This window comes from Marinicella litoralis, from assembly GCF_002591915.1.
GTDB classification, from domain to species: domain Bacteria; phylum Pseudomonadota; class Gammaproteobacteria; order Xanthomonadales; family Marinicellaceae; genus Marinicella; species Marinicella litoralis.
Genome location: NZ_NIHB01000001.1, coordinates 111834 through 131208, shown reverse-complemented (window position 1 = coordinate 131208; position 19375 = coordinate 111834). Strand labels below are relative to the sequence as shown.

Here is a 19375-nt window from a genome sequence, read left to right as displayed (position 1 = left end):
TTGAATTAAGAAAAGTGGCTATTTTAAATGCATTCCATTGGTTTACTGAAAAATAATGTATTTATTCAAGAATATGTGGCGAGTTTAGACTGACTCATTTGATTTCATGTTCAGTGGGCACAGTTCATTGACCGTCAGCCCATTGGCCGCTGATCAAGTTGCTGACTGAAACTTGTTATGGCATGCCCTGAATTTGTATAATCATGGTTTTATGTCGGAGCAAGTTGATGAAAAAAAGTGTGATGGTTTTGATCGTGTTGTTGTTAATGGGTTGTGGTGAAGCGCCGACTGCTAACCAACAATCAACCACCAAACAAACAGCCAATAACAAAACCAGCCAAGCTGAATCCAGCCAACTGAACACACCACCGGTGTCTACCCAAGGCGTCGATTTCAGCGCTTATATGAATAAGGACTCGATTTGTGGTATTTTGAGTCAAGATGCGTTACATCAAATGTTCAATATACCCGGTGAAATAACCACAGAAGTAGAGCACAGCGGTGCTGTTACCTGTAGATACAGTTGGAGCTACAAAACTTTAAAGGACAGAAAACAAGCCACTGACAACGGTAAAAGTTATGATTTTGGGCAAGCGAGTAAATACAGTGCTCGTGCCATCAGTAATGAAGCCAGGTTGATAATCAGTTTATCAGCCACTGAAAAAACGGCGGTAAATTTTGTACCTGAAATTCTGAACCAAGCAGAAATTGAAGCCCAGATTGAACAATTAAAAGCGGAAACCACTGATCGAAATCAGTCGATGGATCACTCTGAACTTGAGAAGTTACTAGAAAAGAAAAAACAGTCACTGATTAAGAAGAATCAATTAAACACGGCCATCGATCATGTGGGGGACGCTGCTTATTGGACTCAAATTGCAGGCGGTGGTTTACATGTTTTAGCCGGTCAAGTTCATGTTTATATTTCACCCTTGATTGCGACAGAAATGGGTGCGGATGTAGAAAATGCGGTCGCAGTGTTGGCCAGAATGGTAGGGCAATAAATGCTCTGAGCTGAGTCTTCATGATCATTAATCTACAAGCAAAAAAAAGGACATTTACTTGCATAAATGTCCTTTGTTTGAGTTGTTAACTCGTTCTTATCTTTCATCAACTACCGTTGCATCAATGGCATTTTTTGCCACCGAAGCCATGCCGTTTTTACAGCCACTGTCGGTTTTGTACATTTGTGACCGGCCAATCTCTTGACCATTGTTGGCTTTTAACACGAAATAAGTGCGGCCATCTTTGGCTTCTCTGCACTCAAACTTAGATTCATCTTGAGAATTGGTTCTGACTGACTCAATGCCATTTTCACATCCAGAAGCCGAGCTGTAGCCTTGTGATTGTAGGATCACTTCGCCATTGCCTGCTTTGAGTACAAAATAATCTTTGCCGTCTTTGCCTTTAGTAATACAAAATTTTCCTGCCATGATAGTTGACTCCAAATAGTGTGGTCATCACCTGTAATGTTCTGCACACAGGAACCACTTAATACAAATAATAAATATCCACACAGGACATTTTCCTCCATCCATATTAAAATACGCGATTCATAATGTAAAACAGATATTATAAAAGTTTACAATTGCCTTGAGATTAATTTGAAAAACAGATTTGGAAAAGTGTTTTGCTTTAAACCATTCCCTATGCAAGAGAATGCTCGCACAGTAAGAGACACCAACACTTGTAGCACACAATCCACTCATTCTACTTGGCTGGCCAAGCGGTCTTTGAGGTCAGTTTATGCCCAAATGTTTTTGTGTGGCTTTATGGTTCTGTGGTACATGCCTACAAGCCAAGCCAGCTTGGTTGACTGCCCAGTGGCTGATATTTTGTTGTCACCGGTACAACAACAGTGCTTAAATCAAGAAATTAATAACAACAAAATTAACCTTCTCGCCAGCCATTCACAGCGCATCAGTGAAGGCGAGTTTTTGTTGTCAGGTGATGTTTGTATTATGCAGAATGACCTGCGGATGTTGACGCCTGAAATCTATTACCACCAAGCCAAAAAAATATTTGATACCAATGGCGGTGTGCTGTTACAAAACAAAGACCAAAGAATTGCAGCCAAAAGTGCAAAGTTCAACTCCATCGACATGACGGCAAATTTAGATCAGGTTGATTACTTTTTTCTCGATTCAGCGATGAATGGTAAAGCAAGTCATTTGTTGTTGAACGAAAGTAAATCCAGCTTAACAGGTTTGACTTTTTCAACCTGTGCCCCGCAACAAAGGGACTGGGAAATTGTCGCAAAAACAGCTGAATTAAATCATGAGGAAGGGGTGGGAACTTTCAAAGGCATGAGTTTGCGATTCAAAGACGTGCCTATTTTGTACTTGCCTTGGGCCAAGCTGCCGTTGAATGATGACCGAAGAACAGGATTGCTGATTCCGGGCTTTTCTTATTCAGACAATACCGGGATTGATTTATCATTGCCATATTACATCAATATAGCACCTCAGTTTGATGCCACATTAACCCCGCGATACTTACAGGAACATGGTTTGATGTTGGGTGCTGAATTTCGCTACTTATCGCCTCGCAGTCGTGGTGTATTTGAAGGGGCGTATTTGCCAAGTGACAATTTAAGAAATTCAGACAGGGGATTGATCAATTACACGCACCAAACCAGGTTGGCCAGAGGGTGGCGCTTCAACAGCAACCTGAACCATGTCACTGACTCTCAGTATTATGAAGATTTTTCTTCCAGTTCTTACATCACGTCCACCCCTTATTTAAGCAGTACCGTTAATGTTCAAGGTTCAGGAAACAATTGGCAATTTTTTGCTGGTATCAATGATTTTCAGGTTTTAAGTCAGTCAATCACCACCCAAAACGAACCTTACCAGACACTGCCAGAGCTTGGATTCAATTGGTTCCAATACGATTATCAAAAGCAGCTTAACTATGGTGTCAGCACAGAGCTTATTAACTTTTACCGTGAAGACTCTGGCGGTGCATGGCGCAGTGACATCAGACCTTGGGTTGAAAAACAATGGTCAAATGCCTGGGGTTATGTCAAACCCAAGTTGCAATACCGCAGCACCCATTATCAATTTGATGACAACCGAACTGATCTGAGCAGGAACTTACCGATTGCATCAATGGATTTGGGTATGAGCTTTGAAAAGCAGTTGGATGACGGCGGGTTTAATTCACTGGAGCCGCGGCTGTTTTATGTTTATGCCCCAGAGCGTAATCAGACTGACATCCCTATTTTTGACAGCAGGGAATTGACGTTTGGTTCATCCTTGTTGTTTCAAACCAATCGATTTTCTGGTGCTGACAGGCAGTCAGACATGAATCAAGTTTCTGCTGCACTGACCCACCGAAGTTTTGACCCCAATGGGCGTGAACAATGGAATTTGACAGTGGGACAAATCAAATATTTTGACGATCAAATGGTACAAATCAACAATCAACCTGAAGATTTAACGAAATCTCCATTGGTGATTGAATACAATCATTTCTTGAGTCGCTATTGGAATGCAGGATTAAGTCTCCATTATGACCAAGCTCAGTCTGAAGTAGAAAGGGGTTTGTTCAGGGTACAAAGAAAAGGTGATAACCAAAGTGTGTTTAATTTTGCTTATCGTTTTCGAAGAAATCAATTGGAACAGTTTGATACTTCATTTGTCATACCCATTAAGGACCAACATCGACTCATTGCTCGTTGGAATTACTCAACACGCAGTAACAAAACCATTGAAGCATTATTTGGCTATGAAAGGAAAAATTGTTGCTGGGCATTCAGACTGATGGCCAGACACTATATTACCGATGAGCAAGGACAGTCGAATAATGGCATTTACGCAGAAATTCAATTGAATGGTTTGGGATCCATTGGTAGGAACCCCAGACGCATACTAAAACAATCAATACCAGGATACCAAGAGGCCTTTTAAAATGAAAAAACTCATGACTTTATTATTGCTGACATCAATTCCAGCTTATGCACAAGAATTGTTGGATGAAATCGTTGCTGTGGTTGATGACACTGTCATCATGAAATCAGAGCTGGATCGATCAGTCAACTCAATCAAAAAACAAATTGAAGCCAGTGGCAATCAAATTCCACCTGCAGACATCTTAAACAGCCAAGTATTGGAAAGGTTGATCGTTCAAGAAATTCAGATTGATCGGGCAGAGCTGGTGGGCATTAAAATTTCTGACGGTGAACTCGATGCGGCGCTGACCAACATTGCGCAACAAAATGGCATGTCATTGAGCCAAATGCAACAAGCCATCGAAGTCGATGGTTTCAGTTTTGCTGAATTTCGTCGTGACATGCGCAGAGACATGCAAGCGGAGCGGGTCAGGTATGCTTATGCCAATTCCAATGTAAAAATCAGTGAGCATGAAATTGATTTGTTTTTGGCCGACAATGAACTGGATCAAGGTGAAGTTGAGCTGCAACATATATTGATTGCTACCAGCACGGACAACGATGCGGCAGAAACTGAAAAGGCCCAAAAAGAAGCCAATGACCTATATGACCAAATTCAAGCCGGTGAAAACTTTGCTGTTTTGGCCACGCAGTTTTCAGACGGCCAAAATGCCTTAGAAGGGGGGCGTTTGGGTTGGCGTCCAATCAACCAGTTACCACCCTTGTTTGCTGATCAGGTTAAGTCGATGTCGGATGGTGAAGTGACACACCCCATCAGATCGCCCAGCGGATTTCATATCTTGAAATTATTGGCTCAAAAAAGCAATACAGTCAAAACCCAAGACCAATACAACATCCTTCACATCATGGTAGAAACCAATGAAGTGGTCTCGCCTAAAGACGGCATGGCAATAATCAATGGTTTATATGACAAGGTTCTGGATGGTGAAGATTTTGCCACAGTGGCCGAAGAAAATTCAGATGACCACAGTTCAGCACCGTTGGGTGGTGACATGGGGTGGTTTGAAATCAATAAATTTGGCGCAAGAATGGGCGAAGTAATTAAAGGCATGGATGTGGGTGAAATATCTGCGCCGTTCCAAACAGATGCTGGTTGGCACATTGTTAAGTTCTTGGGTAAAAAAGAAGCAGACATCACGGAAGAGTTAAAGCGATCACAGGCCAGCAATGCCATTCGTGAGCGTAAGGTTCAAGAGTTGATTGAATCATGGATTCGAGAGATTCGAGGTGAAGCTTACGTAGACATCAGAATCTAACACGTGATAGTAACGGCAGCCATCCAATGATAGCAATCACCTTGGGAGAGCCTGCTGGTATAGGTGCTGAATTGGTCGCACAATTAGCCGCCAAAGACGAGTTGAATGATTGTGTATTGATTGGTGATGAAAATTTAATCCACCAATCAATACCATCATCCAAGTCATTGAACATACATCATGTACCGCTGGCCGTGCCGCATCAATTGGGGCGGTTGGATGTGAGCAATGCAGCCTATGTTTTGGAAACCATCAAAATCGCAGCCATGGGTTGTGTCACAGGCCGGTTCCAAGCAATGGTGACCTGTCCCATCCACAAAGGCGTCATCAACGATGCCGGGATTTCATTTTCCGGACACACAGAATATTTAGCTGAATTAACCGAGACACCGAAAGTGGTGATGATGTTACTCAATCAAGTGATGCGGGTGGCTTTGCTGACCACGCACATCCCACTGAAAGATGTGTCAGCTCATGTTACCGACACTGAAATCAAACAAGTGATGAAAATATTGCATCAAGACATGCAATCGAAGTTTGGTATCAATCAACCCAAAATAGCTGTTTGTGGTTTAAACCCTCATGCCGGTGAAGCTGGACACATCGGCAGGGAAGAATTGGACACCATAATTCCGGCATTGGATGACCTCAAACGACAGGGCATGGATATCCATGGACCAATCCCAGCGGACACCTTATTTACCCCAGCAAAAGTAAAAAATTATGACGTCATTCTGGCGATGTATCACGACCAAGGGTTGGCACCTTTGAAATATGCAGGCTTTGGCGAATCAGTTAACATCACATTGGGTTTGCCGCTCATTCGAACCAGTGTTGATCATGGCACTGCATTAGACATTGCGGGTAAAGGACTGGCTGATGCCGGCAGTTTACGTGCTGCCTTGAAACTTGCTAAATCATGTGTGGCAAGGTCACAAGCAACATTTGCAGGTTAAAATATGAAAGCAAAAAAGGCATTGGGTCAAAACTTTTTACAAGATGAAGGTGTGATTCATAACATTGTAAAAATCATCAATCCACAAGCCGGAGAAAAAATCATTGAAATTGGTCCTGGACAAGGGGCCATCACTCAATACTTACAAGCCAGTGGGGCCGATTTACAATTGATCGAGTTGGATCATGACCTGATACCCATACTGCAACAACAGTTTGCTGTTCATGACAATGTGACCTTACATCATATGGATGCACTTAAGTTACAACTTGAGGGCGGTCCTTTTAAAGTGGTTGGTAACTTACCTTACAACATCTCATCCCCCTTGCTCATCAGCATGTTGTATCAATCTACGGAAGTTTCCCAGATGATATTCATGTTACAAAAAGAGGTGGTTAAAAGAATTTGTGCCACGCCTGGTGAAAAACTGTTTGGACGTTTGTCAGTCATGCTGCAGCATCGTTTTGAGTGTATCGGCCATTTGAGCATTCCACCAGAAGCATTCATCCCAAGGCCTAAAGTGGACTCACAAATTGTACAGTTGGTGACCAAAAAAGACCCCACAAATGTGCCTTTACCCGCCTTAGAAAAATTGGTGAAACAGGCGTTTGCCATGCGGCGTAAAACCATTTGGAATAATTTGAAAAAAATGGTCTCCTTGGCACAAATGGAAGCGGTGGGTATCGACCCTGGACAGCGTGCTGAAACCATCTCTGTGGCACAATACGAACAATTAACCCTGTTATTAGAACAAGCGTGTTGATCGACAATTACCTGAAATTACCCAGTTGTTTCATCACCGCCACCGATACCGATGCGGGGAAAACCCATGTTTCGTGCGAAATTCTACAAGCATGGCAACAACAAGGATGGTCTGTGGCTGCCTATAAACCGATTGCTTCAGGCGCCATTTGGCGAGATGACAAACTGGTCAGTGAAGATGCTTTGGCGTTGGCTCAAGTAACCGGTCAATCCCTGTCAGAAATCAATCCTTATACATTCGAAGCACCGGCATCTCCCCACATTGCTGACAAGCAGCAGACTTTTGACTTGGCTGCCTGTATACAACACTTCAGACACCTGTTACAAAAGTATGATCGGGTATTGGTTGAAGGGGTGGGTGGTTGGTGTGTACCCTTGAGCGATGATTTGATGCTGAAAGATTTGGTCAAGGCGCTGAACCTCCCCATCGTGATGGTCGCCAGGATTGGCTTGGGTTGTATCAACCACAGTCTGTTGACCATGGAACAAATCAAACGAGATACCGACTTATACCATGGCTGGATTGCCAATGTGATTGATAAAGGTTTTGAAGATGCGGATGCCAATATTCAAGCCATTCTAGACCGAAGCTGAACCGAGTCATTCAGCTTCGGTTTTCTGTCATACCTGATCAAAAAGTTTGCGTATAGCGGGCATAGACAATGCGGCCAAAGCCGTTGTATAAGTTAAAATCATAATCTCGACTGGTTATGAAGCCTTGCCCAATTGGCGGCATTTTCTCCCCGACATTTTGGGCGCCAACAGCAAACACCCCTTGCCAAGGTGTGTGATAACTGAACTGGACATCATGGGTCACCCAAGTAGGCGCTGCAGAATCCAAGCTATCAGCTTGTTGTTGGTCGATTGCATTGATTAAGTGGTTGATTTGCCAATTACCATGGGTGTAATTGTTGTTCATGGTTGCCCTGGCTTTGGGTAATCCGGGGTTGGAGATTAAATTCCTGCCCTTATCTACAGAGGTTTTGTGAATGTAACTGGTTTGCAATTGGTGGCTGAAATCACCGCCAAACAGTCCGTATTTAAATTTCATCGACACATCAGCCCCCAACACATCTAATCGCCCTGAATTACCAAATCCGACTAAGCATCGAATGATTTGCCCCGTCGGAGCTCGCAGACAACCCAAACCAGGGATGTTAGGTTCACCACTGATGCCTGCGTTGATAATATCCTGTGAGGTAAAGGCCCTGATTCTGTTGGTTACAGCCAAGTCGTATACATCCAGATTGAATTCAAACCATTCTTTGAGGTGAAAGGTTGTGCCTAAATAGGCATGGGTTGATTCTTCACTTGTCAGTTCTGGATTGGCAAAAGAAACTTGTTCAAAAGGAGCAGAACAGCCGGGATCCAGTCCTTGATAGATACACGATTGTGGGTCTCTGGCAAACAGTGTTGTGGTTGTGGGTTGTTGAGAAATCAAATCCATACTGGGTGGTCTTGAATTTTCGCTGTAGCCCATTCGGAAGCTGAGGTTTTGCAACGGTTGGTAGCGCAGTGAAAGGTGAGAATTTATGTCATCGCCATGGATTGAATAGTCGTCATAGCGAGCGGCTAACCTCAGGTCTAGCTGATTAAACAGAGGAACCAAAGTTTCAAAATAGACAGCATTCACAGTTCGGGCTGACCCTGCTGAGTTACCTGCTGAACCCAAAACTTGTCCGGCTTCAGATTGGGGGTCGTACTGATCGAGGTACTTTTCTTTACGATATTCTGCACCTATAACGGTTGAAATGCGGCCTGCTGGTAAGTCTGCCCAATCAAACGATGCACCCATGAAATATTCATTGATATCAAACTTACTTTCGCGATAAAGGGTGATGCGCAGGGCATTAAGTACAGCTTCTGATACAGCATAGGGGTTGGCTAAATTGTAATCACCAGATTCTATCAATTGTTCTGCAGCCGATCTGATCACATAATTACGGCCCACATCAGCGCTGCGGTTATCCAAGTGACGAACACCGTATTGCCAATCAACACCAGACCAATGACCATCAAGCATCAAGGTGAAATCTAATTGTTGGTTTTTAACCGTGGTTTCTCGGTTGCCCAAAGCATCAAATCGATGCCACCAGTTAACGGGCTGAGGACTCAAGCCTAGGCTGGCGTCATACAATGGGCTGTTGGGATTGGTGGGGTTGTTTGGGCTGTTGGCAGAAATAGGCGACCCACTGACACTGTTTCCGGGCACTGGTGCATACTGACCAAAGGATTCGGTTTGTCTGAAAGCAACTTGTGTAGATAATTGCCAAACATCTGTAATTTGATGGGATGCTTTGGCAAACAATGACTTGTTTTCGATGGACGCTTCATCAGCTGCCTGTGAATCGAAATCATAGCCGCAGATTTGACCGCTGTAACTCAGGTTAAAACCGGTTTCAGGAAATTCACAGCCACCCGGAATGGCGGTTAAATCAAAGTTATCAAAGCCGCCTGATAAAGTGGTGAAATTATTGCCAAAGATAGAAAACTGCTGGTGAGTCCAAGGTAGGTCTTTGTTCAAGATAAGTTCGCGGTCATTCCAAGAAACCCCAGCCAACAAGCTTGAGCGATCACTTCGTGCGCCAAAGATGACTGACCCTTCTTCCCGTTCGCCACCTTGGGATGGGATGGAAGCTTCGGCGCCTCCCAGCATGATTTCCACACCTTGAAATTCACTTCTGGTGATGATGTTAATCACCCCAGACAGTGCATCGGCACCATAAATCGCAGCGCCACCATCCCTCAATACTTCAATGCGTTCAATGGCCGCCATCGGAAGCAAATTTAAATCATCTGCAGAGCCTGTACTTGGTGACTTGCCTAAACGCCTGCCATCAATCAAAACCAGGGTTCGGCTGGAGCCCAGGCCTTTCATGCTGACGATTGATATACTTTGTGCTGAGCTACCAGATTGGGGTCTGAAAGATCCAAAAATATTGATCGGTAAATTGCGAATAAAATCAGCGGCATTGCTTTCGCCACTGCGCAAAATGTCCTCTCGGGTGTAAATGGTAACAGGCAATGCGGTGGTTACTTCCGTTTGTTTGAGGCGGGTACCCGTCATACTCGAATAGGCTTTTGGGTTTATGTCAATCGCGTTTTGAACTGTTGTATTGGCTGCTGCTACGTTCGCAGTTCCCACAAATAAGCCTCCCAATAACAAGTTTTTGATGTGGCCTAGCAGTATATTTTTTCTCATGATAAATCCTTTTATTAGTTGTTTGGCTGACTATTGATGTTAACTTATTTGGGTGTGAAATCAACGTTCTCACCGTCTACGAAGTATACTATCAGATTAACAGTTGTTTTGTGAAGCATTTTTTTGATTGTATAATTATTTGATGTTTTGACATCAATGAATCAAATATTCTATGTTGTTGTAATCTTTGAGGGGAGGGGCTGTTGCTAAAATGCGAATAACAAGCGGACTGTTTTTTCAGCGCATGCCGAAACGGATGATGGTTTCAGTGAATAAGCTGATGAGTAATCTGATGGGCTTAAACAGCCTGTTTTTCCCACCCAGAGCCCCCCCAGTATCGCGGTGGTTTTCTTCATCTTCAGGGATAGAACTCACTGCTTCAAATGCACGTTTATCGTGAGAATTTTTCAGATAAATCAGTTGTTCTTTTAAGTGGCGGCTTACCACCACAGACTCTACAGCCCAGGTACAGGCCATGATGCCTTAGCGTCCAAGACTGGCTGAAAAAAACCCATGAAGTAACCACCCACACCGCACAACCAGTAGCTTTTGCACGTGATTCCTTGGCGCGTTTGGATTTCCTGCCAGAAAATATTCAAATGGCGTTGTTTATCGACCATAAAATCATTCAGCATGGTTTTCATGTCAGGCATGAAAACCTTGGACAACAACTGTGCTCTGTATATATTGATGGCTCAAAATTCACCGGCATGGTTGACTTTGAGGGTTTTTTTGGCTGTATCGATCGGTCCAGTACTGTCCTTGTATTGCATGGATTAATTCTTTTGCAGTGCCTGTATGGGGTCCAGTTCTGCTGCTTGTTTGGCGGGATAATAACCAAAGGCTACACCCGTTATCAAACAAACACCCACCGCCAAAATGATGGAAAATATACTCCATTCAACCGGCCAATTGGCAAAGGACTGAATGATAAAGGACAGCACGATGCCCATGATGATTCCCAGTACGGCTCCCACCGCAGCGATGGTGGCACTTTCAATCAGGAACTGATTTTTGATGTCGGCTTTTCTGGCACCTAAGGCGCGTAACAAACCGATTTCCTTGGTACGTTCTAACACCGTGGCCAGCATGATGTTCATGATGCCAATACCACCCACCAACAGGGATATGCCCGCAATACTCGACATCACAATGGTAAAGATTTGTTGGGTTTGGTTTTGTTGATTAAGTAGCGAAGCTGGCACCACGATTTGATAGTCATCGATGTTGCCATGTCGACGTTTCAGCAGTCGATCGATGGCGACAGAAGCGACTTGCGGTTTGATGGATTCATCCAAGCCAACTCGAATGGTGTCTAATTGACTTTCTAAAGTTTCAGATTTTAAGCGCTTGAAGGCGGTTTCCACCGGAATAAAAATTTGATTGTGTTCAGCACCTAATTTAATACCTTGAATTTCATCTTTGGATAATTCGTCTTTACGCAGGATACCTATGACTTCAACCCACAGGTGATTGATTTTGATGCGCTGTCCAAGGGCGTTGCCATCAGGAAATAATTGGGTGGCCACTTCTGATCCGATCACTGCCACTTGATTAAAGTCACTGTTGTCTTCGGTGTTGAATAATCGACCGGCCGAAACTTCTAAATTTGACATTTCAAAACAACTGGGCGAGACGGCTTTGACCGCACCATCTGAATTGGCATTGACTGAGAACAGGCTCCAGGTTTTCAGGGTTTTTTCACCACAAGTTTTTTCTACGAAGGGTAAACTTTCCTGTAAGGCACGGACATCGTTGACAGTTAAACCCAAAGTGTCTTCACGAATTTCTTTCAAGGTTTCCTGATCAAAGACTTTTTCCTCTATCACCAAATTGCGCAAGCCCATTTTTTCAATCAGGCGAGTGGCTTCGGCTTTCGCGCCTTCACCGATGCTGAGCATCGCAATCACTGCACCAACGCCAAAAACCATACCCAGTAAGGTCAATAAAGTGCGCAATTTGTGGTGTAACATTTCCGAGATGGCATGACGCAGGTTGATGGTTAAAGCATTCATAAAGCAGCCTCAGTGGTTGATTTATAGGGTTGGCTTAAGGCAATGACATCACCATCATTCAAGCCTTTTTCTATGGTGCATAAACTGGAACTACAAAAACCTGTGGTGATGGGTTGTTGGGTGAATTGATCACCCTTTTGTAGGTACACCCAAGTGCTGTTTTGTTCACGAAACACGGTTTGGATGGGAACCACCATGCCACGCGCTTGTTCCACCACATGAATGCTGGCATCCAGTCTTTGACCTGGTTTAAGTTGTTCGTTGTTGCTGACATCCAAAGCCACCAATACAGTGAAATACTTAACGGGGTTGTCACGTTCTTTGGGCTGGGCTGTTTTGCTGATTGAGCTGACTGTGCCATCAAATGTGGTGTCAGAAAAAGCATGTAATGTGACTTTAACGGCGATGCCTTCTTTGATGCCTATGGCTTCAACTTCCGGCACATAGACTTTGGCTTGCATCAGACTCAAATCTGGTAAAGAAGCCAGCTTTCCACCAGGAAAAATAGATTTGCCAGGCTCGGGTAAAGAGCCGTCCCAACTGGGTTCCAATACAAACAATCCATCATGAGGCGCAATCACCTCCAGGGCGCTCAAGCTGGCATTGTTCATCTCTAGCTTGGCCACTTGAACCTGTTTTGAACTTTCCAACACGGCTTTCTCGGTTTGCGATTTTTCTTCAAAATTTTCCTCGACCTTATCGATGTGGTCGGCTTTGGCTTTCAAGAATTCTTCATTGTCCCCGGCTTCAATCATTTCTATCTTGGTATATAACAAGGGGTCGTCAATGTTGAATTGTTTGGCCAAGTCGTATTCATAATCAATCACTTGCGCTTCTGCACCAAAACTGAATTTACTGTTGTCAATTTCGCGGTCTTTAGCCAGCATGGAATACATGAGTTTTTGGATTTCAAAGCTGGTTTCGTCCACTTCAATTTGAAACGTTGAGCCATCAAACTTGGCCACCACTTCACCTGCCTTTACTGGAGAAAATTGCGGTTTGATCCAAGCCAATGTTTGCGGTCTTCTGGAAGTGGCCGGTGCGGTGATTGGAGTGGATTTAACCGCTTCCAGTTCACCCTCGGCATGAATTTCAAACAACACCTTGTCTTCAACCACTTGAATCACAGGGGTGCTGAGTTTTTCTTCATTGCCACAAGATAATAAAAGAAATGTGAGGCAGGTTGTTGGAATTATTTTGTTCATGAGGCCTCTGCCAAAATGGTGGCTTTGATACTCATGCCTGGGCGCATGATGTCCAAATTCAAATCATCAATCGACACTTCTGCATCTAAAATTTTAGACGGTTGATTTTTTGATTTGGTGCGCACAACTTTTGATAAAGATTCAATCACGCCATTGAATTCAAGGTCAGGGTAGGCGTCCAGAACAAATTTGACTTTTTGTCCCTCAGCAACACGTGACATGTCGTTTTCTTTGATTTCTAATTTGGCAATGATTTGGTCTAAATCAGCCACTTCAGTGACCCTGGCACCACCCCAAACAGAATCTCCGATGGCAAACTTGTTGTTGTTGTGATCTGTTTGGTGCATCACAATACCTTTGCGCTTTGACATGATGCGCATGCTTTTGATTGAGTTATTTAACTCTTCAACTTCGGCCGTTAATTTGGCGATATTGGCATCTAAAATTTGAATCTCCGTTTTTAACCGTTCTTCATTCAATCGCCGGTCATCAATGGCATGCTGGTATTCTAATTTTGCCAGCTCGTAGTTCAACTGATTTTCTTGGTATTCATTTTGAGCAATCACACTGCTGGGTAACTCTGCTTTGCGTTGGGCCTTGTCCAACAACATTTTTTTCTCTTCAATCGCCAAATCTTTATTCTGCAGGGTTTCTACTTTACCCACTTCGGTGTTTTTTAATTCTGATTTTTTGACATTCAACTCGCCTTGTCGGTCCATCAAACGCTCTTTGAGCTGGTCCGTTTTAAACATCAAAACAGGTTGGCCTGGGTTAACTTGGCTGCCATCTGGTGCCATAAAAGCAATGGTGTATTGCCAAATACGACGTACTTTCGGCGGGGAATAACTGTCGGTTTCGACGGCTTTGAGTTCACCGTTGGCAGCAAAATCTGCTGCATGGGTTTTGTTGTGGATGCTGAACAGCAGCAGCATGATTAATAATGGTTTCATTTTAGCCCTCGCTCAGGATAATCAGGGCACTCATGCCCGGTAATAAGGGAATGTTGTCAGCATCGTTTAAGCCGATTTCGACTTCATAATATAAGCCATCGCCCCAATCTTTTTTGTCTCGACCGCCCGATGACACTGACGTGATTTGTCCATCAACCTGGGCATTGGGCAGTGCATCAAAAGAAACACTGACTTTTTTACCTTCTGCGATATTGGGGATGTCAATGGCATTGACCCAGGCTTTGACTTTCATGTTCTGTTTTTTTGAAACTTTGAGGATTTCCATTCCGCTGTTGGCTTGGTCGCCGGTTTGATATTTACTACCCGTCCAAGGGTGTGAAGCATAAATGACATAACCCGATTGATTGGCATGGATGGTCATCGAATCCAGTTGGTTCTTCCAATAAGCCAAGTCTTTTTCTTTTTGTTCTGTGCCCAATTCTATTTCAATTTTCTTTTCACGTTGTTTTTGTTCAATGGCGGCCAACTCATTTTTAGACTCATCCAAAGTCTTGATGGATTTTTTTAAGGTCAATTGCCGTTCCTTGTACTCAAGCTCACCAATGAAATCAACCGGTACGTCGGCTTTGAGTTGGGCCACTTTGCGCGCCACCTGGGCTTTTTCATGGGCCAGTTTGGCATTGTTTAGATCAATTTGAATTTGGATCATGTCACGCTTGGCGCTGGCTTTGAACACATCTAATTGTTCGGTTTTGCTTTCAATGGTGCTGTCGAGTTCGCTGCCATCGATCCGCACCAAAAAATCGCCTGGTTCGACGAAAGTACCTTCTTCTGTCATTTCGCTTATTTTTGCTTGCCAACCCCTGACTTGCGGCATGTTAACCACTTGGGTTTGGCTGGACTCGACCATACCGGTAAACATTTCTGCTTGGCAGGTACAGCTAAAAATGATGAGTAGCAATATTACGGTCTTTTTCATGTGACTATCTTCCCGTCTAAGAAGTGAATGGTGCGACCAGCATTTTCAGCGATGTCTGGTTCATGCGTGACCATCACTATGGTTTGACCGGCTTGATTCAAGGAAATCAATAGGTCGATGATTTGTTGAGAAATGGAACTGTCCAAGTTTCCCGTTGGCTCATCAGCCAATAAAACAGCAGGCTGGTTTATCAGCGATCGTGCAATGGCAACCCTTTGAATTTGGCCACCTGACATTTCATTGGACATGTGGTGCATGCGATCACCCAACCCCACTTGCTGCAGTAAATCAATGGCTCGTTGTTCACCACCCTGCTGTTTTTCAGGTGAAGCGAATCGCAAGGGAACCATGACATTTTCCAATGCACTCAATCGTGGTAACAAGTGAAACCCTTGAAACACAAACCCAATCAGGTCATTGCGAATTTTTGACAAGGCATCATCATCCAATGAACTGACATCTTGGTTGGCCAGTTGGTACTGGCCACTGGTGGGCTTGTCCATACAACCCAGAATATTGAGCATGGTCGACTTGCCTGAACCCGACCTGCCCATAATGGCCACGAACTCACCTTCAGCGATGGTTAAATCCACCTGGTCCAATGCAGTGATGGTTTCACCTTGTGTTTGGTAAATTTTAGATATTTTATTTAATTCCAACATCCTTGATGCAGTCCCGTTAACGATGGTTTAGGTTAGTGTTTTTTGGCAGCAAATGTATGTGTCAAAAGTATGATTTAGTTTAAACCACAATGTGGGCTTAAAGTTCAATCATTCTAACCATCAATTGTGGATGAATTGTGAAACTTAATTTTTTAAGGTATACAAAGTGATAAAACAGCATTCAATTCTGTAAAAAACACATTGTCATCTGGAATTAATCGGTGAGCAAACCACGGTGAAAGCGCAATCCATAGTCCCAAAATCAACACGAAACCACCGGATACAGCCCTGAGCCAATGGCCTTTTTGGCTGGCAAGGATCTTTTTAATGAATACTTGCGAAACCAGCAAAGGCAACAAAGTGCCTAAGCCAAAAAACAACATGAAACTGGCGCCTCGAAAGACGTCGGCAGTGGTTGCGGCAATGATTAACATGCCATACAACAGGCCACAAGGAATCAAGCCCCAAAGCATGCCTTTGAAAAAGGCAGCTGGGGTGCTGTTACTGTGCTGAATGGTCTTCAGCTTGTTGGCCACAACAGGCCAAAAAGGCAATGGTTTTTGAATCAACAACCACTTGGCCTTGTCCTTAAAAATAATGACCAAACCAGCGGTGATTAATAGGGTACCCATCAAGAGTCGAAGCAACCAACCCAAAGCGCCCAGTTCGAGTTGGATACTGGCACCTTGTATCAGACCAGCAAACAAAGCACCCAATAGGGCATAAGTGAATACCCTGCCTAAATTGGTCAAAACGATTTGTTGGCTGTTTTGTTTTTGGCAAATGGCTGCGCACAGACCACCACACATGGCAATGCAGTGAAAGCCAGAAAAAAAACCAATCAATAAGGGTGTGAGGGCAGACAACATGACTCAGGTTTTGGGTTCGTTTGGATCGGTTGATTTGACTTTTGGGTGATTAAAGGGTTCGTTGTCATCATCTAGGATGGAGTAAGCCGGGCTGTCTAAATCATCAAACTGCTTTTTATTGATGGCCCAAATCAAAGCCCAGACGGCCACGCCGGCCAATACCAAACTCAATAAAACCAAAACAAAAACCATGTTCATTTGTATCAATCCTGCGACCCAATGTCGACTTTATTCATAACAAGCGGCGTGAATTTAACACCACCAATAAAGAGCTTAATGACATGCCAATGGCAGCCATCCAAGGTGCCAACAATCCCATCATGGCAATCGGTGTCACACTGAGATTATAAACCAATGACCAGCTTAGGTTCTGCTTGATGATGGCATTGGTTTTGGCGGAAACTGTAAGTGCTTGTTCGATGGGTGCCAAAGATTTCCCCAAGACAATCATGTCAGAGGCCGCATGGGCCAAATAAGCCCCTTGTTTTAAACTGATTGAAACATCAGCTTGTGCCAAGACTGGTGCATCATTAACACCATCTCCCACCATCACACAGGCATTGCCCAATTGTTGTTGCTTGGCAATGTGTTGAATTTTGTCTTCGGCCTTAAGACCGCCAAAATAATGTTCAATGGCCAGTTGTTCAGCCCAAGTGGCCACCGTAGCGGGCTGGTCGCCACTGATCATGGTCAAATTTTTACCTTGCTTAGTTAAACTTTTAAGTAAGGCATTAACCCCGGTTCTGATGGGAACCTGTAATTCATAAATTGCCACCAGGTCTTTTTCACAGACCAGATAAACTTGAGTTAAGCCGGCATCATTGTTGATTTCTGGCAGCTCAATTGACAAGCTTTTTAACCATGCAGCACTGCCCATAAACCATTGCTGTTGTTCAGTTTGACTCGCTATTATGCCACTGACGCCGTACCCAGTAACTTGTTTGGCATCCGTCACTTCTGAGGGTTGATGGTGTTTAAAAGCCGAGGCAATGGGGTGGTTACTGATTTTTTGTAAACCAGCTGTTATCGCCGCCAATGATTGCTCACTGTGAGTTGACAGTTTGTGGGTGTTTTTTATCGATAATGTGTTTGTGGTCAAGGTGCCAGTTTTATCAAAATACCAATGTTTTATTTTATTTAACTGGGTGATGGCACCTGTGTTATTGACCAACACACCCTGCCGCAATAAATGAACCCCCGCGGCAGTCAAAGCAGTTGGTGTGGCCAATGACAAGGCGCAAGGGCAAGTGGCAATCAACACAGACAACACAGCAATCATCAAGGCATCTGGTTGTTGCAAACCATACCAAATGGCAGTGCCTAAAGCCAAAAGTAAAACCACCGACACGAAATAACTGGCAAGCTGATCAACTGATTGTAAAGTGGCTGGTTTTTTACTCTGTGCCAACTCCATTAAATCAGCCAGTTTGGCTAAAAAACTGTCTTGGTTGTTGACTGTTGTGACGCTTATCAATTGGCCGCTGCTTAATCGAGCACCGGCATAAATGACATCACCCGGCTGTTTGTCCACCAGTGCAGATTCACCGGTTAAAATGGCCTCATTAACTGAGCCTGACCCCTGTAAGACTTGACCATCACATGGAATGACCTCACCGGCTTTGATCAGTATATGATCACCTTTGACTATCTGATTCAATGGTACTGTTTCGGTTGTTTGTGCAGTCAGGTCTTTGCTGTTGACCAACCGTTGTGCGCTGATGGGCACCAGTGCGAATAAAGATTCGCGAACATTCATCCCTTGGTGCCGAACTTGTGACTCCACATAACGGCCAAGTAACAAGAAAAATATGAACATGGCCATCGAGTCAAAATACACATGGCCTTGTTGGATAAAACTAAAATACAGACTGACAAAATATGCCAAACTGATCGACAGGGCCACCGGAACATCCATGCCCAAGTGTCTGTTTCTGATGTCACGTATGGCATTGCGGATAAAGCTTTTACCCGAATAAAAATAGATTCCAGTGGCCACCAACAAACTGATCATCAGAAAAAAACGTTGGATGTGTGGAGCCACGGTGAATTGATCGGGTGAATACAAGGGCACCGCCAGCGTCATGATAAACATCATGCCAAAACCAGCGACCGCAATCTTTTTTAATTGATCTTTGCGGCTGCCATCGTTTGGACTTTCTGAACTGTTTTGTTGTAATGGTTGGTAACCCAGTTGTTGAATTTGGTTAAAAATGTCACTGAGCTTAATCTGTGAAGGGTCAAAATCAATTTGCATGTTTTGCGTGACGCTATTGATGCGCAAATCTAAGACCCCTGTTCGGTTGAGCAACACTTTTTGTAATAACCAACCACAAGCACTGCAATACATGCCATCGACTTTAATTGTGACCTGACTTGAGCCTGTGGGATTTGGTCGAACAATTTGGCTGAATACTTCAACTGCATCTAGATGTTGCCATTGATTGCTGTGGCCGGTACTTTCGACTTGTTCAGCGGGGAATTGGTGCTGGCGATACTGATAAAACATCGCATGGTCGTTGTCATTCAAAAAGACAGCCACGGCTTGACAGCCTATACAACACATGGGTTGGGCTTGCCCAGCTATTTGGGCCGTCAGTTCACAGCCCTTGGGAACCATTTCACCGCAGTGAAAGCAGCTGGTCATGA

At 43.9% G+C, this 19375-nt stretch carries 17 protein-coding genes and 1 pseudogene; 7 read left to right on the top strand and 11 right to left on the bottom strand.

The features are described from left to right. Positions 1 to 227: 227 nt before the first annotated feature. Positions 228 to 1004: a hypothetical protein gene (locus CCS90_RS00630; protein ID WP_099017579.1), complete on the top strand. Its 777-nt coding sequence runs from the start codon at positions 228 to 230 to the stop codon at positions 1002 to 1004. A 96-nt stretch (positions 1005 to 1100) separates the two neighbouring features. Here CCS90_RS00630 and CCS90_RS00625 read toward each other — a convergent pair whose 3' ends face one another. Continuing rightward, positions 1101 to 1433: a YegP family protein gene (locus CCS90_RS00625; RefSeq protein WP_099017578.1), complete on the bottom strand. Its 333-nt coding sequence runs from the start codon at positions 1431 to 1433 to the stop codon at positions 1101 to 1103. Between the two features lie 171 nt (positions 1434 to 1604). Here CCS90_RS00625 and CCS90_RS00620 point away from each other — a divergent pair, with 171 nt between their 5' ends. From CCS90_RS00620 to bioD, 5 genes are read left to right on the top strand one after another with little or no spacing between them, the layout of a single operon-like run. Then, on the top strand, positions 1605 to 3911 hold the full coding sequence (locus CCS90_RS00620) for an LPS-assembly protein LptD (RefSeq protein ID WP_133566435.1): 2307 nt from the start codon (positions 1605 to 1607) through the stop codon (positions 3909 to 3911). A 1-nt stretch (position 3912) separates the two neighbouring features. After that, a complete protein-coding gene (locus CCS90_RS00615; RefSeq protein ID WP_099017576.1) occupies positions 3913 to 5169 on the top strand; it encodes a peptidylprolyl isomerase in 1257 nt (418 codons plus the stop codon). Positions 5170 to 5195: 26 nt separating this feature from the next. Continuing rightward, on the top strand, positions 5196 to 6125 hold the full coding sequence (gene pdxA / locus CCS90_RS00610; RefSeq protein WP_099017575.1) for a 4-hydroxythreonine-4-phosphate dehydrogenase PdxA: 930 nt from the start codon (positions 5196 to 5198) through the stop codon (positions 6123 to 6125). A gap of 3 nt (positions 6126 to 6128) precedes the next feature. After that, positions 6129 to 6887, top strand: coding sequence for a 16S rRNA (adenine(1518)-N(6)/adenine(1519)-N(6))-dimethyltransferase RsmA (gene rsmA, locus CCS90_RS00605; RefSeq protein WP_099017574.1), 759 nt, complete (start codon positions 6129 to 6131; stop codon positions 6885 to 6887). After that, positions 6881 to 7480 (top strand): dethiobiotin synthase, encoded by a 600-nt coding sequence (gene bioD / locus CCS90_RS00600; RefSeq protein ID WP_162846743.1) that lies wholly within the window; start codon positions 6881 to 6883, stop codon positions 7478 to 7480. The genes rsmA and bioD overlap by 7 nt, the downstream gene beginning before the upstream one ends. Positions 7481 to 7517: 37 nt before the next feature. On the opposite strand, the gene CCS90_RS00595 is transcribed toward bioD, so the two are convergent. Both CCS90_RS00595 and CCS90_RS15155 read right to left on the bottom strand, forming a co-directional pair. Further along, on the bottom strand, positions 7518 to 10088 hold the full coding sequence (locus tag CCS90_RS00595; RefSeq protein ID WP_099017572.1) for a TonB-dependent receptor plug domain-containing protein: 2571 nt from the start codon (positions 10086 to 10088) through the stop codon (positions 7518 to 7520). Positions 10089 to 10325: 237 nt separating this feature from the next. Then, positions 10326 to 10723 (bottom strand): annotated as a pseudogene (locus tag CCS90_RS15155) (demethoxyubiquinone hydroxylase family protein). Between the two features lie 7 nt (positions 10724 to 10730). On the opposite strand from CCS90_RS15155, the gene CCS90_RS15035 reads away from it, so the two are divergent. Further along, the gene (locus tag CCS90_RS15035; protein ID WP_218961644.1) at positions 10731 to 10868 is read left to right on the top strand and encodes a hypothetical protein; all 138 of its coding nucleotides are present in this window, start codon (positions 10731 to 10733) and stop codon (positions 10866 to 10868) included. Here CCS90_RS15035 and CCS90_RS00580 read toward each other — a convergent pair. The 8 genes from CCS90_RS00580 to CCS90_RS00545 all read right to left on the bottom strand — a co-directional run bounded on the left by CCS90_RS00580 (position 10865) and on the right by CCS90_RS00545 (position 19373). Further along, positions 10865 to 12103, bottom strand: a complete 1239-nt coding sequence (locus CCS90_RS00580; protein ID WP_099017569.1) for an ABC transporter permease — start codon at positions 12101 to 12103, stop codon at positions 10865 to 10867. The two genes, CCS90_RS15035 and CCS90_RS00580, sit on opposite strands and share 4 nt — an antisense overlap. After that, positions 12100 to 13308 (bottom strand): efflux RND transporter periplasmic adaptor subunit, encoded by a 1209-nt coding sequence (locus tag CCS90_RS00575; RefSeq protein ID WP_099017568.1) that lies wholly within the window; start codon positions 13306 to 13308, stop codon positions 12100 to 12102. Before CCS90_RS00575 ends, CCS90_RS00580 begins: the two co-directional genes overlap by 4 nt. Next, positions 13305 to 14258 (bottom strand): HlyD family secretion protein, encoded by a 954-nt coding sequence (locus CCS90_RS00570; RefSeq protein ID WP_099017567.1) that lies wholly within the window; start codon positions 14256 to 14258, stop codon positions 13305 to 13307. The genes CCS90_RS00575 and CCS90_RS00570 overlap by 4 nt, the downstream gene beginning before the upstream one ends. 1 nt (position 14259) lies before the next feature. Continuing rightward, entirely contained in the window at positions 14260 to 15198 is a 939-nt protein-coding gene (locus CCS90_RS00565; RefSeq protein ID WP_099017566.1) for an HlyD family secretion protein, read from the bottom strand. Then, positions 15195 to 15860: an ABC transporter ATP-binding protein gene (locus CCS90_RS00560; protein ID WP_099017565.1), complete on the bottom strand. Its 666-nt coding sequence runs from the start codon at positions 15858 to 15860 to the stop codon at positions 15195 to 15197. Before CCS90_RS00560 ends, CCS90_RS00565 begins: the two co-directional genes overlap by 4 nt. A 152-nt stretch (positions 15861 to 16012) precedes the next feature. Next, positions 16013 to 16729, bottom strand: coding sequence for a sulfite exporter TauE/SafE family protein (locus CCS90_RS00555; protein WP_099017564.1), 717 nt, complete (start codon positions 16727 to 16729; stop codon positions 16013 to 16015). A gap of 3 nt (positions 16730 to 16732) precedes the next feature. Next, complete coding sequence (ccoS, locus tag CCS90_RS00550) at positions 16733 to 16927, bottom strand: cbb3-type cytochrome oxidase assembly protein CcoS (RefSeq protein ID WP_099017563.1); 195 nt, start codon at positions 16925 to 16927, stop codon at positions 16733 to 16735. A gap of 34 nt (positions 16928 to 16961) precedes the next feature. After that, entirely contained in the window at positions 16962 to 19373 is a 2412-nt protein-coding gene (locus tag CCS90_RS00545) for a heavy metal translocating P-type ATPase (protein WP_099017562.1), read from the bottom strand. Positions 19374 to 19375: the final 2 nt, after the last annotated feature.

Excerpts from the sequence above, each read along its gene's own strand:
- CCS90_RS00580 (WP_099017569.1), bottom strand. The coding sequence starts at position 12,103 with ATGAATGCTTTAACCATCAACCTGCGTCATGCCATCTCGGAAATGTTA.
- CCS90_RS00625 (WP_099017578.1), bottom strand. The coding sequence starts at position 1,433 with ATGGCAGGAAAATTTTGTATTACTAAAGGCAAAGACGGCAAAGATTAT.
- CCS90_RS00615 (WP_099017576.1), top strand. The coding sequence starts at position 3,913 with ATGAAAAAACTCATGACTTTATTATTGCTGACATCAATTCCAGCTTAT.
- CCS90_RS15035 (WP_218961644.1), top strand. The coding sequence starts at position 10,731 with ATGTCAGGCATGAAAACCTTGGACAACAACTGTGCTCTGTATATATTG.
- CCS90_RS00565 (WP_099017566.1), bottom strand. The coding sequence starts at position 15,198 with ATGAAAAAGACCGTAATATTGCTACTCATCATTTTTAGCTGTACCTGC.
- CCS90_RS00630 (WP_099017579.1), top strand. The coding sequence starts at position 228 with ATGAAAAAAAGTGTGATGGTTTTGATCGTGTTGTTGTTAATGGGTTGT.
- pdxA (WP_099017575.1), top strand. The coding sequence starts at position 5,196 with ATGATAGCAATCACCTTGGGAGAGCCTGCTGGTATAGGTGCTGAATTG.
- CCS90_RS00575 (WP_099017568.1), bottom strand. The coding sequence starts at position 13,308 with ATGAACAAAATAATTCCAACAACCTGCCTCACATTTCTTTTATTATCT.
- CCS90_RS00545 (WP_099017562.1), bottom strand. The coding sequence starts at position 19,373 with ATGACCAGCTGCTTTCACTGCGGTGAAATGGTTCCCAAGGGCTGTGAA.
- CCS90_RS00560 (WP_099017565.1), bottom strand. The coding sequence starts at position 15,860 with ATGTTGGAATTAAATAAAATATCTAAAATTTACCAAACACAAGGTGAA.
- CCS90_RS00595 (WP_099017572.1), bottom strand. The coding sequence starts at position 10,088 with ATGAGAAAAAATATACTGCTAGGCCACATCAAAAACTTGTTATTGGGA.
- rsmA (WP_099017574.1), top strand. The coding sequence starts at position 6,129 with ATGAAAGCAAAAAAGGCATTGGGTCAAAACTTTTTACAAGATGAAGGT.
- CCS90_RS00555 (WP_099017564.1), bottom strand. The coding sequence starts at position 16,729 with ATGTTGTCTGCCCTCACACCCTTATTGATTGGTTTTTTTTCTGGCTTT.
- ccoS (WP_099017563.1), bottom strand. The coding sequence starts at position 16,927 with ATGAACATGGTTTTTGTTTTGGTTTTATTGAGTTTGGTATTGGCCGGC.
- CCS90_RS00570 (WP_099017567.1), bottom strand. The coding sequence starts at position 14,258 with ATGAAACCATTATTAATCATGCTGCTGCTGTTCAGCATCCACAACAAA.